This window comes from Psychrobacter sp. AH5, assembly GCF_040371085.1.
Classification (GTDB): domain Bacteria; phylum Pseudomonadota; class Gammaproteobacteria; order Pseudomonadales; family Moraxellaceae; genus Psychrobacter.
On sequence record NZ_JAMBMT010000002.1, the window covers coordinates 1 to 22,588 of the forward strand.

Here is a 22,588-nt window from a genome sequence, read left to right on the forward strand (position 1 = left end):
CGACGTACTTCCTCGACTAAGGCGGACTTATCCTTGGTATTCTTGTTATGCTCAAAAATCAGCTCAAGAATGTAATCAAGGTTAATCTCTTGCGACTTAAGAAGATCCACCTCAAAAACTACTTCATCCCAGTCAAGCGAAGACTCGCTTTGATCCTTGGCTGCTTTTTCACGGCGCAGCCAATCACGTATGTCGTTATACGTTGATCGATAGTCTTGGACGGTGCGTTCAGCAGGTACATCGATGCTTTGCATGGCAGCAAGATCTTCATCCGTCAAATAATGCTCAGCTTTGAATGTCTCAACTGCCTCATCATCAGTAATATCTATGCTTTGAAGCGCTTTTAGGCTTGTGAACTCATCATAGTTTTGTAAGATGTTCTCGACGCGTAAGTACTCGCCAAATAACTTAGCAAAGTCCTTTTTGTCTGCCTCTTTGACGATCTCATCAGGGTTAGGGAAGCGTTGCTGTAGCTCCTTAATCACCTCCAAATAGCCTCGTCGTGCTTTTCCTGTCGCAATATCAGTAAAGCCTTCTAGATACTCCCTATAGCTTTTTTCTAACACCACGTTCTTAGTATTTCTATCACCAAACAAGGTGATGGCATCAATGGTCGCTTGCTCTAAGTCACGAAACGTCACGATATTGCCAAAGGTCTTAGTAGCATCATAAATGCGGTTAGTACGTGAGAACGCTTGCATCAAACCGTGATAGCGAAGGTTTTTGTCAACATAGAGCGTGTTTAAGGTCGGCGCATCAAAACCTGTGAGGAACATACCGACAACAATCAGCAAATCCACATCCTGCTTAATAACGCGTCCTGCAAGATCACGGTAGTAGTTTTGAAAAGACTTACTGTCTACGCCGTAATTGGTCTTAAACATCTCGTTGTAATCATTAATAGCACGGCTTAAAAACTCTTTGGCACTGCTATTCATGGCGGTAGGCTCAAAGCCTTCGTCGGCAATATCACCGATTGCATCTTGTTCTTCATTGGCAGCATAAGAAAAGATAGTGGCAATCTTTAAAGGCCTCTCGCTGTCCTTTTGCAGCTGATTCAAGGTCTCATAGTAAGCCTTTGCTGCGTCCACACTACTGACGGCAAACATGGCATTAAAGCCTTTACCGTTTCCCTTTAAGCGATGGGTTTTTTGCTTAAAGCTGTTTAAGACGTACTTTGAGATCTCTTCAATACGATCAGGGTGTAATAACAGCTGCTTGTTTTCAGCAGCTGTGAGTTTCTTCTCATCTTGCTCGCTTTCAATGGCTTGAAACTGCGGGCGTACGTCATTGTAGTCCACCTTAAACTTCAAGACCTTCTCATCACGAATGGCATCAGTGATAACGTATGAATGCAGCTCATGGCCAAACACACTGGCAGTTGTCTCTGCACCCAAAGCGTTTTCTGGGAAGATAGGAGTGCCTGTAAAACCAAACTGGTAGTATTTTTTAAACTTCTTCTTTAAGTTCTTTTGTGCTTCACCAAACTGGCTACGGTGTGCCTCATCAAAGATAAACACCACTTGTTTATGATAAATGGGTAAATCAGCCTCACCTTTGATTAGGTTGTTTAGCTTTTGAATGGTAGTGACAACAATTTTATTATCGTCTTTTTCAAGGTTACGCTTGAGTCCTGCGGTACTGTCAGAGCCGTTAACGCTATCAGGGGAGAAGCGCTGGTACTCTTTCATGGTTTGATAATCAAGATCTTTACGATCAACCACAAAAAACACCTTATCAACAAAAGGCAGCGATGTTGCTAATCGGGCAGCTTTAAAACTGGTTAAGGTCTTACCTGAGCCTGTGGTATGCCAAATATAGCCGCCACTCTCAAGAGTGCTCCACTTCTTGGCTTGATAAGCACTGTTTATCTTCCATAGAATGCGCTCAGTAGCAGCAATCTGATACGGACGCATCACCAATGAGGTATTACTCACATCAAAGACGGTGTAATGCATCAGCACGTTTAATAGGGCGTTTTTTTGAAAGAAGGTCGCGGTAAAGTCTTTTAAATCTTTGATTAAGGTATTGTCTGATCTCGCCCAATTCATGGTGAAATCAAAGCTGTTTTTATTGCGCTTGGTGGTATTGGCAAAGTAACGGGTATCGGTGCCGTTTGAGATCACAAACAGCTGTAGGTATTTATATAAGGAGTTATCGGAGTTAAAGCTCTCTTTGCTATAACGATGCACCTGGTTAAATGCTTCGCGAATGGCGATACCACGTTTTTTAAGCTCAATTTGCACCAAGGGCAAGCCATTGACCAAAACAGTCACATCATAGCGATTGGCTTGTGTGCCCTTTTGAGCGAACTGCTTAATGACCTGTACTTTGTTACGTGGGATATTTTTTTTGTCCAGCAGGGCAATGTTCTGCAGGTGCCCATCATCAAAGATGAAGTCATAGATGTGGTCATCATGAATCTTTCGAGCTTTGTCCGTGATGTTATCACTAGGATTATCAAGATACTCCATCACAAAGCGCTGCCACTCAGCATCTGTAAACTGTACCTCATTTAAGATCTGCAACTGTACACGTACGTTAGCAAGCATCGTTTCAGGCGAATTTAAACCAGGGACAAACTCATATCCCTGGTTTTGTAAGTCTTTGAGTAGTTCACGCTCTAGATCGTCTTCAGTCTGATACCCCCCATCAGGCTGATCGCACTTGGTATATTTATTTAAAACGATAAAATTATTCGACTCAGCAATGGTTTTTATTTGGTCAGTCATGAGCTACCACCTCAGGCTTGGGGAAGCTTAACAGCAGGTCACGGTAGTACGCATACTGCTGCTGACGTGCTGTAAGTTCTGCTGTAAGTTCTGCTGTAATTTCTGTAAATGTGTCTAAAATTCGGACGATTTCGGCTTGGACGTTGAGGGGAGGAATAGGAACTTTTATTTTACGTAAGTTATCGTTATAAAGACGCTTTATAGTTCCACCTTCAGCAACATTCCAGTTCACTATTTGATAAAAGTAGTACAGGTATTTATTTAAAATTTCACTCTCATTATTTTCTATCCAAACAATATTACTATCTTGGAAATATGAATCCTGTCCATCAAATATTACTGTTCGTCCAATTGTGCCGCTTGCAGAAATTAAAACCTCACCAGCTTGGGGGTAACTGTATTTAGTCTTGTACTCCTCAAATAGCTCTCTAGTAATATAAGCATCAGGCTCTTTTCCAAAAGTTCCTATCTTATAAAATGGAACATCTCCCTTACTGGAAGTTTGATGTTTTAAAACTCTTTTACACATACTTACCTTGCCAATATCACCCAAAGCTTCCCACTCAACCTCAACCCCATCAAGTAGCTTCTCCATATAACCTAAGTGACTCATGCCTCAATCTCCGCAACGATTTTATCGATATCAGCACGCAGCTTATCAATCTTAGCAACTGTCGTTTCAAGTTCGCTATTTAAAGTTTTAATATCAACAACCTCACGCGTATCTTCTGCCTCTACGTAAGCACTTACCGATAAGTTATAGTCATTTTTAGCAATATCGCTGTTATCAACGCTTGCAGACAAATAATCCGTATCTTCTTTAGTATCAAACAACGTCATGATCTGCTCAATATGCGCATCGGTTAACACATTGGTATTGGTCTCTGACTTAAACAGCTTACTGGCATCAATAAACTGCGTCTTACCCTCTGTCTTGTGCTTTGATAAAACTAGTATGTTGACCGAGATACTGGTTCCAAAGAATAAGTTGGGTGCTAAGGAGATCACCGTCTCTACATAGTTATTATCTACCAAATACTGACGGATCTTTTGTTCAGCACCGCCGCGATAAAAGATACCAGGAAAGCAAACAATAGCGGCGCGGCCCTTACTCGATAAGTAATTTAATGCATGAAGCACAAAAGCAAAGTCCGCCTTTGATTTAGGAGCCAATACTCCCGCTGGCGCAAAGCGCTCATCATTAATTAAGGTTGGATCATCACTACCAATCCATTTCACTGAATACGGCGGGTTAGAGACAATCGCATCAAAGGGTCTATCCTCCCCAAAATGCGGATCTAACAGCGTATTACCCAGCTTGATATTAAACTTGTCGTAGTTCACGTTATGTAAAAACATATTCATACGGGCAAGGTTATAGGTGGTGTGGTTAATCTCTTGACCAAAAAACCCCTCTTCAATGATGTGATTATCAAAGTGCTTTTTAGCTTGTAGTAACAAAGAGCCCGAACCTGCAGCTGGATCGTAGATTTTATTTACTGTCTCTTGTTTGTGCATCGCAATTTGAGCAATCAGTTTAGACACGCTTTGAGGGGTGAAGAACTCCCCACCTGATTTACCCGCATTGGCCGCATAGTTTGAGATCAGATACTCATAAGCATCGCCAAATAGATCAATCTCACTGTCCTCAAACTGATGCAGCTTAAGGCCAGCTACCCCTTTTAGCACCGCAGCTAAACGAGTGTTTTTATCGGCGACCGTATTACCTAATCGGTTACTGGTGGTATCAAAATCAGCAAACAGACCCTTAATATCAGGCTCAGACGGGTAGCCATTGGCCGAGCTTTCAATCTCTTTAAAGATAGCGGCCAAATCCGTATTCAAGTTTTCATTTCTATGCGCATTGGCTGCCACGTTAGCAAACAGCTGACTTGGGTATATGAAATAACCCTTAGTCTTAATCGCATCGTCTTTAATATCAGCAGTAATCACTTCATCAGGAAGAGCGGCATAATTAACGCTCTCATCCCCTGCCTCAATATAATTGGCAAAGTTCTCACTGATAAAGCGGTAGAACAAAGTCCCCAACACATACTGTTTAAAATCCCACCCATCGACTGAGCCACGAACCTCGTTTGCAATTTGCCAAATTTGTCGATGCAGTTCCGCACGTTGTTGGGTACTTGTCATGATAAAAAATCCTATAGGAATAATGATGGGGCTAGAAGCCCCTTATGTTTTGTGTAACTTAAATCGTTATTGAGTACGCTTTGATTAAGGGCAATATACCTTAGCACTGCTAACCGTTTTTGGTTCTATTATATGGTGCTGATATAGGAAACAGTGCTTGTTTTGCCATGGGCATTTTCTTTACAGCTTGCTTCTGCGTCTGGCTTAAGAAAACAAGCATCTGATGATACTAGTAAGGTGCACAGCGTTCGACGATATGTGTAATTTTTTGAGTTTTTTATACATATCCTTTTTATAGGTATAGAAAAACGAATTTTTTATACCTATCGCTCAACCAATTTTTCCTCAATCATTTCAGTCAACAACTCAGTCACCGTTTTTCGGCTTTCAAGCGCGTACCGCTTGAGCGCAATGTGTTTATCTTCATCTAGATTAAAATTCACGCGTACCGTCTTTTTGGGACTGTCCGTCACATCCGATAAAGCCAATTGATCCTTAACGTTCTTACTAGGACGACCTGCTGATAAACTCATGACTTACTCCTCACCAAAAAATGTTTGAATCTCACTGACTAATGCAGTTATCTCTTGTATCGCATTGCTATTAGGCGATTCGGTATCAAATACTGTCTTACCAAGGGCAGCACTATTAGGATAAGCAACTCGCTGCATTACTCTGGTCTCTAATACCGGAAGATTATAATCAAGCAGCGCGGTTGCCACCTCTTTACCAATATTGGTATTTTGAATGGCGCGTGATACGACAAAGGCCGCCTTTAGTTGGCCATCCATCATCTCAATACGTTGCTGTACTAAATCAACCAAATCGCTGGTCGCCCAGATATCATAGGGGCTCGGCTGCACCGGAATCAATATAAAATCAGCCGCTTTTATAGCAGAAATAGCCAGACTAGTAGCTTGCGGCGATCCATCGATCACCACGTAATCTTTATCAGAGACGTTTTTTAAATCTTTATCAAGTGTTGGTCTGTCGAGCCCGATCACTGGTACCGGATTGTCTTCATCAACCGCTCTCCAGTCACGCGCACTGCCCTGCTGGTCGCTATCCACCAACAAAACACTATGGCCTTTCAACTGTAAGCCACGAGCCAGATGCGTTGCGATGGTAGTCTTGCCGCTGCCACCTTTTTGATTTAATACCGCGATTACCTTCATAAATACAGATCCCTGTAGCATGCATTGAATATATAAGTATATAAGTATATAAGTATATAAGTATATAAGTATATAAGTATAACTAAAAACGTACGTCACATCACTATTAATAGCAATACTTCATAGTAAAAATAGCATCGCCTTTTCTAACTAGCGTATATCCATCATGATAGACGTCCTGTATCAAAGACAGCATAATAAACTGCCTATTACTAGGCAAATTGCGCTATTGGATACCAATTTGAGCTACTAAAAGGAATACTTTAGCCGCTCATATTCGTTATAATCCGTTCACCAATCAAAAACTACTAATCGTTAATGAGGAAACCACTATGGTGAAGTGTCACTTATCGACCATCATGGGCGAAAGACGCCTTAAAATTGCCGATGTCGCAAGAGATACTGGTATCAATCGTGGCACCATTACTCGCATGTATCATGAAGAAGCCACCCGAGTTGATCTAGATGTCATCGAGTCTTTATGCACGTATCTTAGAATCAATGTTGGTGATTTATATGAAATTATAAATGAGGACAGCAGTGAAACGCCTGAGTGAATACCCTCGCTCATAAGACATTATCACCTTTAGACGCATAAAAAGACCTTTAGAAGGTCATTTTCTCTTGCAATAGATTAAAATATAGGTATAATTTGACCTGTAGTAGGTCATTTTATCCATTATTTACATACAATAATCTATAGGAGAATATCTATGAACACTAATTTATCGCGGCTCAACAGCTGCACATGGTTTAGTGAACAGACTAAAGCTTTAGCCTCTCAGCTGTTATTCAGCTTACAAATACAGCAGGGCGTACAACTGGCATCATTACTTGGTGTTGACTCTATCCTTTATAATGATGAAGCGATTTATGTCTGGGTGCAACGACAGCTAGATGACGGTCTTATGATTGATGATTATACGTTAAGCACCCTTGAAACCGCCTTTATAGAGTTGGTCACAGCTCATACTGACCAAGCAGCATAATCGTTTTAGATTAAAAAGGCCTCTCTTATGACCGATAGAGCTTGATATTTATTGCCTTAATAGCCAGTTGTCACCATCTGGCTATTTTTTATTAGCCGATACCATATTTATTGTCACGCTTTTAACGATGATAATTTTGGTGACTGCCCTGATCAGAATAATCTGTCTCACCCAAAGAAAAATCTAGTGGACTCCTATCGGTCGTGCTCACAAATTTCTCTGGTTGGCTCTGTTCCGTAGCATCAACTTTCATTTCCCCTTCCTCATGAATAGCTTTTTGACTCTTCTCTTTTTGTTGAATCTCAAATGAGCTCTCTTCCTCATCCAAACCCATATCGCCACCCAAACTTTCAATCATACTTTTAAACAATTCTTTATCCGATTTTCTCGTTAAAAAATCTGGAAAATGAATCGCAAAATACTCTCGAATCATCTGCTCACTCTCACCATCAGTTGCCAATACCTGACCCAAAAACGCCCCCATTAGAATCTTCTGCTTGTTTAATCGCTTATCTAACTTTACTTGCTGAACCTTAGCTTGGCGTTTTAACTCTTCTAACCGTTGACGCTCTTTTAGCTCATTAGAGTTTTGACTATCAAAAATAGACACAGGCGCTTTATTATTAGATACTGACATCAGATTTATCCTTATCAATTAAATTTTACTCAGCATAGCAAGTACCCCACTATCATTCAATCACTTGTGGTAAGCTTTAACACAACCACATCCGAAACCTTAGATAGCTTAGTTTATTATTTAATGGTGGCGTCTCCCTGACTAAGGGCGAAGTAACGACTCAAAATTTAATCTATCCACTTCGTTACTATCTTAATTTTGAATCCTTCTTCGTTGGGGAAACCCCAAACCCCGCACACCACAAAAAGCGGTGGTGTGCAAAAAGCAAAAATGGCAGGTGACTTTTATGACAATGGTACACATTGCAACAAAGGCGATTTCTCGAAAAGCAGGACAGTCGGCGGTGGCGTCGGCAGCCTATCGTGCTGGCGATGTGCTTGATGATGCCAAATATGGCAAGACCCATGACTATAGTAAAAAGTCTGGTGTGATGAGTAGCGATATCGTTTTACCATTTTCATTAAAGGCGCTGGGTGTGAGTGTGGATCGGGAGACGCTTTGGAATACCGCTGAAGCGGCAGAGACACGTTCGGACAGTCGGGTGGCGCGTGAGTGGCTGATTAATTTGCCGTATGAGTTAGACGAGTATGATCGGCATCAGCTGGCCATAAACTTTGCCCAAAAGCTTTGCGACGATATGGATGTGATTGCGGATGTGTGTATCCATCGTCCGGTGATGAAGTTGCCATTTGATCCTAATGTGCCACCAAGTTCTAAGTATTTGCGTGAGGGTGAGGAAAACCCTGATCCCCGTAATTTTCACGCGCATATTTTAGTCACTACTCGAGCGCCTACCGTTGGACCAAATAAAACCTTGGCATTTGATCCAAAGCTTAAGACCCCGTTTGAGTGGTCCAATAAAAAACGTAAGGCGCATGATCTGCCGTCATCGATGCAGGAGATTAAGCGTATTCGGGAGATGTGGGTAGATACCGCCAATAAGGTGTTGGCCGAATATCATTTACCGCTGATGGATGCACGCAGTTACAAGGATCAGGGGCTTGATCAGCAGCCCACCATTAAAATGGGCGTGGAGGCGACGGCCATGGAGCGCCGAGGCATCACGACCGAAAAAGGAGACACCAACCGCGCCATCAAAGCACGTAATAACTTGGTGGCTGAGAACCATATCAAACAGGAGGCAGACAATGAGCGACGAATTAGCGCACTTAGAAAAGGACTTGCTTGGGCAACTGAGAAAAATGCAAGACTACCTGGACGCATTGGAGACACAAAACAACGAGCTGATTTTGCAAAACAACTCTCTGGAAGCTCAGAACCTCACATTACGTACTGCACAGAACAAAATAATAGAACGGCAATTCGAGTTGACGACACAAAACGATGCGTTGAAGACGCAAAATCAGGCATTGCTTGGGCAGCTAAACGATGCGAAAACCTACCAAAGCGATGTGATGACACAAAACAAAGAATTAATGGCACAGCACAAGCAAATGATAAGCTCACACAAAGAATTGACGACACAAAACAAGCAATTGAGGGAATCACTGAAGCTATCAGAAAGTCAGATATTGAAATTAACAAAGCAACTGAGCGAAGTGCAAGACCAGCCCCCAACCCCTTCGATGACGCAGCACGACGAGCAAGAGCTGCTCGACTTGATCGACAAGAAGGACGCATTGATCGAGACACTCGAGCAAACCGTTTTGAAGATGAGAGAATCTTTGAGTATGTTGAACGTATGAAGCTGCACCTAGCCATGCGCTTAATACAACGTCATCGTGAGGCGATGGCCATCAACTGGGCGCAAGGAGAAACCGCGGCTGACGCCCCTGATAAATTTGATCAGCGTCAAGTGGCACTACTTAGCGAGTTTGCACAGCGCCATGGTATTGAGGACCACGATAAAGCGGTGGAATTTACCGCGCACTTACGCCAAGTGGCCAAACGTTTTGATCACACGCTGGTTGAAAACAACAAAGCCATTATTAAGCTGTTGCGTGATCCTAACGCTGAACGTGAGCAGTATCTAGCGCTTACCAAGCATTTTACAGATTTCAGAGACAATATCGATCAAAAACGAGCGGCATTTAATACCAGCATCATCGACAAGCTAGGCGGTAGCGCAGGAGAGGTTGGCAGAATGACTCGGGACACCATGTCATCGTCTAGCTACATAGAAGGGTTAAACCATTACATCAATAATGATAGTCATTCAGTTGAGGCAAGAGACGTTGCTAGAGAACATCTAGCAGATACCTTGGATAAAACCTGTCAGCAATTCAAACTTGCGTTGCGTGATGTTAACTCCCTACCAACAACCCAGCGTAAGACCTACTCAGAGGCTCTTAAAGCCACTTTAGAGACGTTTACTGAGCAATATGGCAAAGATCTGTCTGAAGGCCAACACAAAGCACTACAGGGCGGTTTAGAGTCTTACCAGCATCAAGTCAATAAAGCGCATTCACCTAGCCGAGGATTTAGTCCTTAATTGAATCCTCAAAAAAACCGTTACTGAAGGATAAATTGCTGAGGCAAGCTACGTGGTTTAAGTGATGATTTTTCACTTATCCACAAAAAATTTTATCACCTGTTTCTTTAAGGGTTTTTATTTGATCCTGTTTACTCCTGTTTACTCCTGTTTAAGAGCCTTTTTTCACCTTTAAAATCAATAGCTTACAAGAAAGAAAAAGAGTAAATGAGCAGAAAACAGAGTAAATGAGCAGAAAACAGAGTAAATGAGCAGAAAACAGAGTAAATGAGCAGAAAACAGAGATAAATAAAAAACACTCTTTTTATAACTCTATTTTATGATAAGATCTTGTTAAATGTAACTATGGGCGCAGAGTTGAAATGGAAAATAACTTAGTTGTTCAGTCAAATGATTTAATCCTAGCAACGTACACAATGCAAAAGACGGATAAAGAGCTCATGCTTGCTTGTATCAGTCAAATTGACAGTAGGCCTGATGCACCAAATGTCACGCAAGACACAGAATATAAAGTAACAGTTGATGATATTAAATCATTGTTTTTTGGTAAGAAGTCTAAGAACGAACAGAATGTTTATCGTGACATAGAGAACGCAAGCAAACGTTTATATGACGTCGATATTGTTATGAGCTTGCCCGAGAATAAAACGCTTCAAACAAGGCTTGTTAGTAGTATTGTTTATGATCCAGATAACGGAGAAGTCGTATTATCATTCGCAAATAAAATACTGCCATATTTGACGCAACTTAAAGCTAATTTCACTAAATACAAGCTATTAGAAATAGGTGAGTTATCGAGTATTCATTCAATAAAAATGTATGAATTGGTGGTAATGTGGGTTAATCAATACCAGTACAGCAAAGAGTTTACGATAGAAGAGTTTAAACACGTAATGTGTGTTAAAGATAAGTATAAGCAATTTAGTGAGTTGCGAAGATATGTTATTGAAACAGCTATCAACGATATAAATGAAAATACGAATTATAAAGTCAGTGTAGAGTATCAAAAAAAAGCAAGAGGGAAGGGCTATAAAGGCTTAAAGCTCAAATTTCACAAAAAGTTATTAGATAAAATTGCTGGTAAAGACGGTAAATTGTCAGAAGATAAGATCAAATCAATTGTTGATAATGTGCAGTTTATGAACGACTATAACGATCACCCAGGTTTAAGCTATGACGGTAAAATGAGTACTGATAGTTTTAAGCGTGAAATGATTAACATCATACAGCGGGAGCCTGAAAGCTTTAACAAGCCAAACAAAGCGCTTGAGAGCTACTTACCAAAAGTCAGTCAAGGTAAGTAATTACTATGTTTACTACCAATTATGATATATGGCTTACTTAAGAGTCAAAGGCCAATGCTTTTGCAGTGTTTGAAATCTATGGCCTGAGGTTATACGCATTATCTCTGCCAGGCGTGCCACAAAGATTGAAAGGAGACAATATGAACAAGGTTAGTTATCACATAGATAAGTTGCCGCCATTAACGGCTAAGCAGCAAGCGGACTTAGAGTACTTAGCAACGCTTAGCGATGACGACATTGATCTATCGGACATTCCAGAAATCACCGACTGGTCAGGCGCGATCCGTGGCAGTATCAAACCACAAACGCTTACTACAGAAGCCAGTGTTATCAGCCCAAGCATTCTTGCTAAGTTTAAGGACAGAGCCAAGCAGACAGGCGGTAACTATCAGGACATGATCAATGATGCCCTAGAAGAATACCTAACTGATCATTAAGTCTTAGCCAACAAGTTATAACCTCAAGACGACTTGGGGTTTTTTTACACCTTGCATTGTAGTATATTGTATAGTGTATTATACTATATACAATATACTACAATACACTATCAAGGAATACAAAATCATGGCACTCACCACACAAGATATTCATGCAGCAGCTGACCGATTACAGGAGCAAGGGATCAAGCCGACACTGGCAGAGGTGCGTAAGGCGCTAGGCGGTGGCTCATTCACTACCATTAGTGATGCGATGCAGAGTTGGAAGCGAGAACAGCAGGAAGAGCAAGAGCTACAACAAGTGGATTTACCTAGCGGTATCACTGAACGCTTGCACACGCTTGGCGCTGATATGTGGCAGACAGCTATTGATATGGCGAACGATAGGCTGTCTAAGGAGCGTGAAGCTCTAGAGGTGGTTAAGGTTAAGGCACAAGCAGAGACGGACGAAGCGCAAGAAGCAGTTAAAACCTTAGAGGGTGAACAAGCAGATCTACTACAGCAGCTGGACGAAGTGGCCACTACTGCGGAAGCAGCAACTAAAAGCGCTCAGCAAGCCACAGCTGACCATGATGCTACCAAACAGACGCTATCAGATACTAAGCATCAATTAGAGCTTGAACGAACTAAAGCAGAAACAGCACAATCACAGCTTGTAGAGACACGTAGCGCATTAGATAAGCAATCTGTAGAGCTTACTAGTAGTCTTGGTGAGGTAGCCACGCTTAAAGCTACAGCTGATAGCGATAAAGCAGAGATTGCACGTTTAAAGGCGGAACTTAAAGCCACTAAGTCAGAGCTAAAGACGGTCACAGCTGAACGCAATGAGATACAAACTGCTACCGCAGAGATCAAAGGAGAGCTAAAGGCGGTCACCGCTGAACGTGATAAGCTATCAGGACTTTATGAGCAGCTGACTCAAATACAGGCTAAACTTGAAGCTGAACATAGTATATTGAATAAGCAATATGGCGAGCTATCGAGCCGTCACCTATCAGAACAAGAACAAGTGACTGTGTTACAAAATAAACTCAAGAAAGCTCAAGATGATCTCATACTTATTCAAAACAAAGATAACGCCTTGGATGTTGATTAAATAAAAGTATTCAAGGTTCCAAGATAAAGAATAGTTATGAGCTAGGAAGAGACTTTACCTAAAGCGTAGATCTCGTTCTATTCACACTAAGCTTATGAATCAACTATGACAATATCGACTCACTGAATAAATGACTGTTGTATAAGAACTATTCTAAATTTTTCTCTGAAGTCTAATAGTATATAGCCTAGTGGGCTATATACTATTTAAATTAGCCTAAGTAAGTTCCGATGCTGATTTTGGAGCCTTGAGCAGATTTCAAGGAACACTCACCCTAAAGCATCTATGAGTATTTTCTAGCATACTCACAAACACTTTAGTGCATTCCTTGGATTTGATGTGATTAGTCATGCCGACTTCATCGCCCATCGCGTCATCAAGACCGTATCACTGTATCAAGCTACGGTTGTTAAGATTACGGCTGATAGCACCGCCTAGACACGCTCTTAACCGCTACTGTGCTGTCATACGCTAGCAAGGGCAATACACCCAATATACCGCTACGATATGCACAAATAACCACTCATTGCGTTGCTCAATATGTCTAGAACCCCCTGTCGAGAGCTTTACCCTTCTGTCAAACGCAGTCGTCGCCTTAGCCTGCCACCCATTTGACGGGTAACGGTTATAAAGAGAGCAGCACGAGGATGTAACGAGCGAACAAGCGGTTTTTAAAATGTATAGTGAATAAAGTTGATATGAAAGCAAATTTTGGATAAAATGCACCTACACGGGCATTTAATGCTGTTCAAATAACGCAGTTCAGGTGCTTATTTGTTCGTTACAGTGTGCGTCAACACGCTGTAACCGTTAGCTATATTTAAAACTAAATGCCTCTGGGAGTCAACTCCCAGAGGCATTTTTTTGTTTGTCATGTAGATTGGGTTTTTATTATCTACTTTTTCATTAGATTGCTTAGGCTTTTTTTGTCGTCATTTAGCGTAGGTATTTCAACCATTTTGAAGTTAGCACTTAGTACATCCTCACAAGACGTTAAGTTTCTGACAATACTGGGATAGTTTACTATGAAGACCGGCTTAGTCGTCAGATGCAAGGTTTTACACGCGCTGTTAAGAAGCGGTAAATCATCTTTCTGAGAGAATACGATAATGAAAAGACAAACCTACACTCCTGAGATTAAAGAACGCGCCGTTCGTATGCTGATTGAAGCATTAAACGATTACACCTTTATGTGGTCATGTCATAAAAAGCACACTAATGAAACTATACTAACCAACACTCAAGACTAAGCTACACATACTAAAGAGCTTGAACATGAGAACAAGAAGCTTACGTAAGCCAGTTAGATTACAGTAAAATCCGCTTTTTTCGCCCAAGGAGAGATAGGACACACAATCAAGTTGTGGCTCAGTTTATTGATAAAAATAAGTGGGTCTACGGTATTAGAGCAATATTGACTGTGCAATATAGAAAATATGCAATAAACTTATTTTCTACCTTTAATAAAATGCAGCAACCTAAACAAGGGTAAATTATGAGTAATTCAGATAACCACAGTCATCAAGCTCCAGACCCTAAAAATATGAATAAAGCTTTTTATATTGGGATTGGTCTAAATTCTGCATTTACGCTCATCGAGTTTATAGTGGGCTATTCAACTAATTCATTAGCTTTAATCGCAGACGCTAGCCACAACTTAAGTGATGTTGCCAGTTTAATAATCTCGTTAATTGGAATGAAATTAGCACAGAAAGCATCTACTACGCTTTATACCTATGGCTACAAAAAAGCTTCTATAATGGCGTCTCTTATTAACGCCATATTGTTAGTTACAATCGTTATAGGTATTGCGTATGAGGCCTTGGGTCGATTTGATACGATACCGGAAGTTGCAGGAAAAGTTATTATTATTACAGCTCTAATAGGTGTATTTATAAATACTGTTTCTGCTTTTGCATTCTACAAAGGTCAAAAAGACGATATTAATATCAAAGGTGCTTTCTTGCATCTAATGGTAGATGCATTGGTCTCTGTAGGTGTCGTTATCTCGGGCATTATTATTTACTATACAAGTTGGAATATCGTTGATCCTCTAGTTAGCTTGATTATTTCAGTCGTTATACTGTTATCGACTTGGGGTCTACTAAAAGAGAGTATCAAGCTTGCTATCGACGGAGTACCTCAAAATGTTGATCTCAGTAAAATCACTGCTATCTTAGAGAGCTATAATTTTATTCAAAACTTTCATCATTTACATATCTGGGCTTTGAGTACCACTGAGAATGCTCTTACAGTTCATATTGTACCGAAGACCGATATAACGTTTGAAGAGACTATTACTATGAAAGAAAACATCAAGGAAGATTTGGCGCATCAGAATATACAACATGCAACTATTGAATTTGGTACTAAGGCAGATGACAATCAAAAATCGCGTGCATTAAATGAAAGTATCAACTAAAAGATGATAGACCGTATATAGCTATCTCTTTTTAAGTATGAGGCGCGTGCCTTATGTCAACATAATTTTTTCAATCAGTTCTTATGTGATCAATAGTTTAAAACTTTTATATTTACGTGCGTTAGGACGTTACCTAGAAAAAATAAAAAACTTACGCTGATTAAATTATTATGATTAAGTTTACTATTACCCTCGTCTTCTAAGTGTGGTTAGACCTTTGCCAAAATAGCTTATTAGTAATAACAGGGTTATTATTATCAAGATAGGATAATTTCCCATAAGCATAAAGGGCGTGTTACCAACCCGTGCCTGTATCTCACCACGTAGTACAGTACGCTCAAACTGCGGTGCGCGTTTTACAATACGACCTTTATGGTTAATGATAGCGGTAACACCAGTATTGGTCGCTCGAATAAACCAGCGCCCGTTCTCAAGCGCGCGCATTTGTACCATTTGCAAATGTTGCAATGGTCCTGCTGAAGTGCCAAACCAGGCATCGTTAGAGACGGTCAACAAAAAGTCAGTATCGATGGCATTTTTACGCGTGGTATCTGGATAAGCTACCTCATAACAGATAGCCGTCCCTATATTGTGTTCACGCACCTTTAGCGGTGACTGCTGATCACTACCACGACTATAGCTCTTAATATCCTGACTACCGGCCAAACTTGGGAAAATATCGAGCACGCCTTCAAATGGAATATACTCTCCAAAAGGCACTAGACGCTGCTTCTTGTATAGGCCTTCCGCTTCTACACCTCGAGCAATCACGCTATTGTAAAATGGGGGATACTTATCCGTACTGGCATTGAATGCCGCTTTATCCTTATAAGGGATACCAGTTATCCATGTCGTATTGGTCGCATTGGCCATTTCTATCATTTCACTAATAAAGCCCGCAGCCTCATCCTGAAACATCGGAATAGATGATTCAGGCCACACCACCACATCACGTCCCCACTCAGTGCGCGTTAACTTCGCATAAATCTTTAGCGTTTCTACTTGATATTGCGTCAGCCACTTTATATCTTGTGAAATATTACCTTGAATCAATGACACTGACAGATCAGGTGTGCCCTTAGGTTTTGTCCATTGCGGATTGACCAGCCATAATGATGTGCTAATGGCTAATAACAGTACAGAAACGACGGCATAACTACTGCGTCGAAGCAGTAGCTCTACTAAACTTGCAGCCAATAGTATGGCAACAAAAGAGACGGCAAAAACACCAGCAACGGGTGCTAAGGACGATAACCAATACTCTTCAGTAAATGCATAACCAACAAATAGCCACGGAAAGCCTGTGAATAACCAAGTTTTTAACCATTCTTGTAGCACCCAAAGAGCAGCAAATGAAAAGGGTTGTTTGCCTACCATACGGTTAAAGACTAGTGCTAAAAATCCATGAAACAGTCCCATACCGAGACCCATCAATCCAATCATAATCAATGCGAGCCACGTTGGAGTATCGCTATAATCATGGATGGCAGTATAGAGCCAAAAGCCGCCGACGCACCATAGCCCCATACCGTAAGCTTCACCGATAATAAAAGCGCGACGACCACTCATATTTGGTACCAACAGCGCATATAAAATCGCTGGTGACACTATTGCTAGCGGCCAGAACCCATGAGGCGCTAGCGCAAATAAAAAAATAGCCCCTGCAAGCCATGCTGCTACTAGCGTAAACCATAGCGGTAATTGATTTGAGTGAGTACTCAAACGCTTTTGTAGATTAATAGTAGACAGGCGCATCGCAAATTATCCAAAATTATGAGTTTTGAATTTTTAGTCAAAATCCAAAACTCGGATAGACCTGTTAATACTACAGGCAGCATTTCAAAATGAAAACTGCTTATGATACCAGTCCGCACTGCTCAATGGATAAATTTACGTACTCCGTTTGATGGGTTATTATGCTACATTACCAAACGATATGAAGTGTTACTTGACCTTCTATAGCTCACAATATCTACAGTACATGAGAGAGCACTATGACCCCCTTAAAAATAAAATCCAGTCTTATATTCAATCGTTATCTGTCTAAGGGGTTGCGTAGTACGTTAGTATTACTTGCCGCCTCATCACTATTTGCTTGTAGCCAACCGAGTAGTGGCGTATCTGATGCAAGCACAACATCGGCATCAACTGAAGATGTAGTGACTGTTCCGAAGACAGCTGAACCAAACGTTATAAATACTCCTATGATGACATCAGTAAGTAAACCAGACCTACTAAAAAACGTCTCAGCCACTGTCTATAAAGATGCCAATTGCGGCTGCTGTAAAGAATGGATAAGTCATGCAGAAGATAATGGTCTAAGTGCAACCGCGCAAGATGTTGCGGACTTAGCCGTATTTAAAGAGCGCTACAGCGTTCCAAATGAAATGCGTTCTTGCCATACTGTAGTCACTACTGATGGTTACGTCTTTGAAGGTCATGTACCCGCTAAATATATGGCGCAGTTTTTAGAAAATCCGCCAGTACAAGCTATGGGTCTTGCCGTACCTGGCATGCCTGTTGGTAGCCCAGGTATGGAGTATCAAAATAAATTCATGCCCTATCAGGTTATGCAGCTCAATAAAGACGGGACGACCCAAGTTTATGCTGATATTGAATCGGTAGAGCAGCAATTATAGTGTGTTAGCAGTTAAGAATACTTTGATTATAGTGTTAGCGTTAAAAGTAAATGAGGCAGGTATAAGACTGTTCTATTGCTTATAAAATGATTCTTCATCAAAAAAATCATTAGCTATTGCGACTTTAAAAGCAAAAATAACTTTGAATTTGTAACTTTTGATGACAATGTAAGCGGATTTATCGGTTATTAACCCTTAAAATAGATAAATAATTAAGGGTTAATACAAGAATATACAGGATGTATCGAAACAATTACGTAATATTACATAAGCCAGTAGGGAATTAACATCTATATTAATATTATAAATTATTATATTATCTTAATAATTAGTTAGACCCTATATAGGGTAATTACTTCATCCAATAGAAAAACGTCTGAGGGTTAAATCTAAATTATAGATTTAACCCTCAGACGTTTTTTTGCTTATAAAACAGTAGAAATTGTGGTCAATCTAGTCAGCTATATTCTGTACATGTTACACAAACTTACATTGTAAAATGTGGGATATTAGCAATTTTTTCGACATCAAAAAAGTATTTTTGGGGTTTTTAAGGGGAATGACAGGCTAAACAACCTATGCTAAAGTCGGCTTTGTGTTTTGGTCAGCAGCTTGATTTGTAACAGCTTCGTAAGACTTCAATGAGCTGTGATCGCCAATAATCATTTTTTATATGAATAATATGCAGCAGAAGTATCAGTCACTATGACATATATATACTTGAGTTATTGAGATTTAATTGACTGCGCTGTTGTTGATAACAGACGATTTTGAATTAACCGTAGGTATTAGATTTATGAAACAGGCTTTATTGATTTTGTCAGTACTGGGTATGGGCATAGCACAAACGAGTGGTGCTGCTATCACAATCTCTCAAACAAATAATACCATCACCAATACTTCTGTGGCATCAAACTACGGTTCATCAAAAAACATCTATAGCACCAAAAGTGGTGCTTATGTTTCTAATAATGATGAAATTAGTCAAGCAATTAGCAACCTAAGTGCGCAGGCCAAGCAAAAAGAGAATCAGCTTTCATCATTAAACAGCCGCTTATACGCTGAAAAACAACAGCAGCAAGTCAATACAGTTCCTGACAGCAATTCAGCCCCCGCTATCGCTGCTGCTCGCGCCTCAAAAGTGGCTTTATCTGGCAGCTCTGGATATTGTGCCCGTTACGTACGTAAAGCACTACAATCAGCTGGTTATGAATTTACACCCAATCCTTCAGCCTATCAGTACGCCACTCGTGGCACGCTTGATAAAGCAGGTTTTAGCAAAATCAGTAATGATATGCCAACCCAAGTAGGTGATGTTATTGTCTATGATCGCTCATCAAAGCGCCCGCATGGCCATATCCAAATCTTTGATGGCGAAAATTGGATTTCTGATTTCCGTCAGAACAGCATCAGCCCATACAGTGGTGTCTATGCTTATACGACATGGCGCGATTCAAAATACGTGGATGACGCATCCGCATCAGATCGTAATATCCACCTTGCTATGAATGATAAATAAGACTTTCTAAGTCAGCACAACATAGTTGTTATTTCCTCCAACCCAGTAGTGATCTTAATATCATTGCTGGGTTTTTTTGTGCTTAACATCAGGGCGTATTTAACCTTTCATGATTTGATCCGTCAGAAATGAACACTACTGATATCATTACTCATGACAGGAGTTATCGACAAGCGCGTTTAAAATGCCACATGATGACGCTGGTGCACTACTTGCACATTTCTGGCGCAAAACGGTCAAGTGATGCTTTAAGTGCATCAGTTCTTCCATTCGTATTTCCACAGCATGAATGTGCTCATCTAGCAAGTTATTCACATCGCCGCAGTCCTTGTCAGGCGACTCCCAGTATTCAAGTAAGATTCGCACATCATCTAAAGCCATATCGAGCGTACGGCAATGTAGGATAAATTGTAGACGCTCAATGTGCTCTTCATTATATAAACGATAATTCCCTTCGCTACGAAAAGGCTCGGGTAATAAACGCTCTTTTTCATAATAGCGAATGGTTTCTACTGTGGCACCTGTGCGTTTAGCGAGCTCACCAATTTTGATTGTCATAACAACCTCTATGATTTAAATAATTAAAGTGGCTGTAAAGACTAGCGCTAGAGAAATTAAAATTACGAAACTGTAGATAAATAACCTTGACTCTAAAGCCACTATAGGGTTCATAATATCATTATTCAAAGGGTAAATTATTATGAAATATCATATTGAAGGTATGGACTGTGCCAGTTGCATCGGCAAGATTGAAACAGCTTTGAAACGTATGCCTGGGGTTTCTGATGTTCAGCTGAATTTCGCTACAGAAACGCTAGAGCTAAATTTAGCCCCTGGTGCGCCGACTCAGGCTAGTGATATCGAAAAAACAATCAAAAGCCTAGGGTTCGGTATATCTGCCAATACTGGTCAACAAACTGTATCGGCTATTGATATTGACAGCGACAATCAGATGGCTCCGCAGGATAAGCGGTGGTGGCAAACTCAAAAAGGCAAACAGGTTGTTGGTCTCGGTATTTTGATGGGCAGCGCTTATGCACTGTCACTACTGTTCCCCGCTTATGGGATATGGGTGTTTGCCATCGCTGTGATTGTAGGCGTTTTTCCATTTGCACGCAAAGCCTTAGCACTGGCTAAAACAGGTTCATTCTTTTCAATTGAAACGCTGATGTCCGTCGCCGTGCTTGGCGCACTTATCATTGGTGAAGCTGAAGAGGCCGCAGCGGTTGTCTTTTTGTTCTCAATCGGTGAACTGTTTGAGAGTATCGCTGCTGATCGCGCTCGCGCTGGCATCAGAGCCTTATCATCGCTGGTTCCGAAAAGTGCGATTTTACTTGATGCTCAAGGTGGGCAGCGTAACGTTCCAGCGACTTCACTACAAGTGAATGACCTTGTGCTGGTGCGTCCTGGAGATAGGGTATCTGCTGATGGTTCCATTGTTCAAGGTGCGTCCAGCCTTGATGATTCGCCCGTGACGGGAGAGTCTGTTCCTGTTGCCAAGACGATGGGTGACAATGTATTTGCAGGGTCAATTAACATCGATGGTGTGCTCCAAGTGCGCGTAGAAAAGACAGCCGCCGATAACACTATTTCGCGCATTATTGATTTGGTAGAGCAAGCGCAAGCTTCCAAAGCACCCACTGCCCGTTTTATTGAGAAATTCAGTCGTTACTATACACCGGCTGTGATGGCTATTGCCGCCCTAATTATCATCGTCCCACCGTTAACCATGGGCGGAGATTGGTCAACTTGGTTATATCGAGGTCTAGCCTTATTATTGATCGCTTGTCCTTGTGCTCTTGTGCTCTCAACACCAGCTGCTATCGCCTCTGGTCTAGCGGTCGGTGCGCGCCGCGGCTTGCTGATCAAGGGCGGTAGTGCTTTAGAAACCATCGGCCAAGTGAAGACAGTCGCTTTTGACAAGACAGGCACTTTAACTGAAGGCAAACCACGCGTGACCGATGTTGTTGACATTACACAAGAGTATTCAAGTGTTCAAGGTCAGGATTCTCAGGATCAGGGTTCTCAAGGTAAAGATAAGGTATTGGCGCTCTTTGCCAGTGTGGAGACAGGTTCTAGTCACCCGCTTGCTGAAGCTATTGTCAGTCATGCCAAAGCCGCCAAAGTTGTCATACCTGTGGCTTCTAAAGCTTCTGCTACTGCGGGTAAAGCGGTACACGCAACTATCGCTGGGCGCGCGCTAGCTATCGGTTCGCCTGTTTATGCCGCAGATGAGGCATCAATTTCAGCCGAGCAACAGGCACAAATCGAGGCGCTGCAAAATGAGGGCAAGACCGTCTCAGTTCTTTTCGATGAGCAAAGTCGAGAAGTGCTTGGATTGGTCGCACTAAGAGACGAGTTACGAGACGACGCTCATGAAGGTGTGGCTCAACTTAAAGCGATGGGTGTGCGCTCCGTCATGCTAACAGGCGACAACCGCTTAACCGCTCAAGCACTTGCCAGTAATTTAGACGTGGAATGGGAAGCTGAGCTGTTGCCTGAGGACAAACTGCGCTTGCTTAACGAGATGAAGAATAACAGCAAAATAGCGATGGTGGGTGATGGTATTAACGATGCGCCAGCACTAGCAACCGCTGATGTTGGCATCGCGATGGGTGGTGGTACCGATGTGGCCATTGAGACGGCCGATATCGCATTATTAAAAAGTCGTGTTACAGACATGGCCCATCTGATTGCACTTTCGCGTGCCACCATGCGCAACATTCATCAGAACGTCATTTTCGCTTTAGGTCTCAAAGGCGTCTTTCTGATCACGACCGTATTCGGCATTACTGGACTATGGATTGCGGTTCTAGCTGATGCTGGAGCAACAGTGCTCGTTACTCTCAATGCGTTACGTTTACTGCGCTTTAAAGGCGCGCCTCCACTGGTAACTCCGCCTAAAGTAGTTAAATAAAACCCTTCGAAATCAATTAAAAACTAGAGATAGCAGCAGATTTCGGGGGTGGGTTCTAATAATAAAAATTCCACCGCTACAGTAAACTGCAACCGCATTAGAGTAAATAAGGTTAGAC

General features: G+C 41.5%; 19 protein-coding genes. 11 read left to right on the forward strand and 8 right to left on the reverse strand.

Features of this window, described 5'->3' with window-relative positions:
* From M0N77_RS12685 to parA, 5 genes are all read right to left on the reverse strand, one after another.
* A partial coding sequence (locus M0N77_RS12685) for a type I restriction endonuclease subunit R (RefSeq protein WP_353105648.1) occupies positions 1-2,732 on the reverse strand: 2,732 nt, incomplete at its 3' end.
* Entirely contained in the window at positions 2,725-3,345 is a 621-nt protein-coding gene (locus M0N77_RS12690) for a restriction endonuclease subunit S (RefSeq protein WP_353105649.1), read from the reverse strand. The genes M0N77_RS12690 and M0N77_RS12685, both read right to left, overlap by 8 nt.
* Positions 3,342-4,883 carry a type I restriction-modification system subunit M gene (locus M0N77_RS12695; protein ID WP_353105650.1) on the reverse strand — a complete coding sequence of 514 codons (1,542 nt, stop codon included), beginning with the start codon at positions 4,881-4,883 and terminating at the stop codon, positions 3,342-3,344. Before M0N77_RS12695 ends, M0N77_RS12690 begins: the two co-directional genes overlap by 4 nt.
* 323 nt (positions 4,884-5,206) lie before the next feature.
* Complete coding sequence (locus M0N77_RS12700; RefSeq protein ID WP_025652656.1) at positions 5,207-5,416, reverse strand: plasmid partition protein ParG; 210 nt, start codon at positions 5,414-5,416, stop codon at positions 5,207-5,209.
* Positions 5,417-5,419: 3 nt separating this feature from the next.
* The gene (parA, locus tag M0N77_RS12705; protein WP_353105651.1) at positions 5,420-6,058 is read right to left on the reverse strand and encodes a ParA family partition ATPase; all 639 of its coding nucleotides are present in this window, start codon (positions 6,056-6,058) and stop codon (positions 5,420-5,422) included.
* A 332-nt stretch (positions 6,059-6,390) separates the two neighbouring features.
* Between parA and M0N77_RS12710 the strand changes: the two genes are divergently transcribed.
* On the forward strand, positions 6,391-6,615 hold the full coding sequence (locus M0N77_RS12710) for a helix-turn-helix transcriptional regulator (RefSeq protein ID WP_058368516.1): 225 nt from the start codon (positions 6,391-6,393) through the stop codon (positions 6,613-6,615).
* A gap of 156 nt (positions 6,616-6,771) precedes the next feature.
* Positions 6,772-7,047, forward strand: a complete 276-nt coding sequence (locus tag M0N77_RS12715; RefSeq protein WP_068039580.1) for a hypothetical protein — start codon at positions 6,772-6,774, stop codon at positions 7,045-7,047.
* 121 nt (positions 7,048-7,168) lie between these two features.
* Here the strand turns inward: M0N77_RS12715 and M0N77_RS12720 are convergent, their stop codons facing one another.
* The gene (locus M0N77_RS12720) at positions 7,169-7,684 is read right to left on the reverse strand and encodes a hypothetical protein (protein WP_353105652.1); all 516 of its coding nucleotides are present in this window, start codon (positions 7,682-7,684) and stop codon (positions 7,169-7,171) included.
* A 286-nt stretch (positions 7,685-7,970) separates the two neighbouring features.
* Here M0N77_RS12720 and M0N77_RS12725 point away from each other — a divergent pair, with 286 nt between their 5' ends.
* From M0N77_RS12725 to M0N77_RS12750, 6 genes are all read left to right on the forward strand, one after another.
* Complete coding sequence (locus M0N77_RS12725; protein ID WP_353105653.1) at positions 7,971-10,136, forward strand: MobA/MobL family protein; 2,166 nt, start codon at positions 7,971-7,973, stop codon at positions 10,134-10,136.
* Between the two features lie 362 nt (positions 10,137-10,498).
* Positions 10,499-11,440: a replication initiation protein gene (locus M0N77_RS12730; RefSeq protein WP_058025554.1), complete on the forward strand. Its 942-nt coding sequence runs from the start codon at positions 10,499-10,501 to the stop codon at positions 11,438-11,440.
* Between the two features lie 140 nt (positions 11,441-11,580).
* Positions 11,581-11,877 carry a hypothetical protein gene (locus M0N77_RS12735; RefSeq protein ID WP_025643904.1) on the forward strand — a complete coding sequence of 99 codons (297 nt, stop codon included), beginning with the start codon at positions 11,581-11,583 and terminating at the stop codon, positions 11,875-11,877.
* A gap of 127 nt (positions 11,878-12,004) precedes the next feature.
* Complete coding sequence (locus M0N77_RS12740; RefSeq protein WP_299330607.1) at positions 12,005-12,973, forward strand: DNA-binding protein; 969 nt, start codon at positions 12,005-12,007, stop codon at positions 12,971-12,973.
* A 1,109-nt stretch (positions 12,974-14,082) separates the two neighbouring features.
* Positions 14,083-14,223, forward strand: coding sequence for a hypothetical protein (locus M0N77_RS12745; RefSeq protein WP_298739179.1), 141 nt, complete (start codon positions 14,083-14,085; stop codon positions 14,221-14,223).
* Between the two features lie 245 nt (positions 14,224-14,468).
* Positions 14,469-15,395, forward strand: coding sequence for a cation diffusion facilitator family transporter (locus M0N77_RS12750; protein ID WP_058025953.1), 927 nt, complete (start codon positions 14,469-14,471; stop codon positions 15,393-15,395).
* Between the two features lie 186 nt (positions 15,396-15,581).
* Here M0N77_RS12750 and lnt read toward each other — a convergent pair whose 3' ends face one another.
* Positions 15,582-17,150: an apolipoprotein N-acyltransferase gene (gene lnt / locus M0N77_RS12755; RefSeq protein WP_068039556.1), complete on the reverse strand. Its 1,569-nt coding sequence runs from the start codon at positions 17,148-17,150 to the stop codon at positions 15,582-15,584.
* Between the two features lie 239 nt (positions 17,151-17,389).
* Between lnt and M0N77_RS12760 the strand changes: the two genes are divergently transcribed.
* Both M0N77_RS12760 and M0N77_RS12765 read left to right on the forward strand, forming a co-directional pair.
* Positions 17,390-18,034, forward strand: coding sequence for a DUF411 domain-containing protein (locus tag M0N77_RS12760; protein WP_082787298.1), 645 nt, complete (start codon positions 17,390-17,392; stop codon positions 18,032-18,034).
* Positions 18,035-18,830: 796 nt separating this feature from the next.
* Positions 18,831-19,553 carry a CHAP domain-containing protein gene (locus tag M0N77_RS12765; protein WP_025643918.1) on the forward strand — a complete coding sequence of 241 codons (723 nt, stop codon included), beginning with the start codon at positions 18,831-18,833 and terminating at the stop codon, positions 19,551-19,553.
* A 147-nt stretch (positions 19,554-19,700) separates the two neighbouring features.
* On the opposite strand, the gene cadR is transcribed toward M0N77_RS12765, so the two are convergent.
* Entirely contained in the window at positions 19,701-20,111 is a 411-nt protein-coding gene (gene cadR, locus M0N77_RS12770; protein WP_007394845.1) for a Cd(II)/Pb(II)-responsive transcriptional regulator, read from the reverse strand.
* Positions 20,112-20,253: 142 nt separating this feature from the next.
* Between cadR and M0N77_RS12775 the strand changes: the two genes are divergently transcribed.
* The gene (locus M0N77_RS12775; protein ID WP_058025811.1) at positions 20,254-22,470 is read left to right on the forward strand and encodes a heavy metal translocating P-type ATPase; all 2,217 of its coding nucleotides are present in this window, start codon (positions 20,254-20,256) and stop codon (positions 22,468-22,470) included.
* Positions 22,471-22,588: the final 118 nt, after the last annotated feature.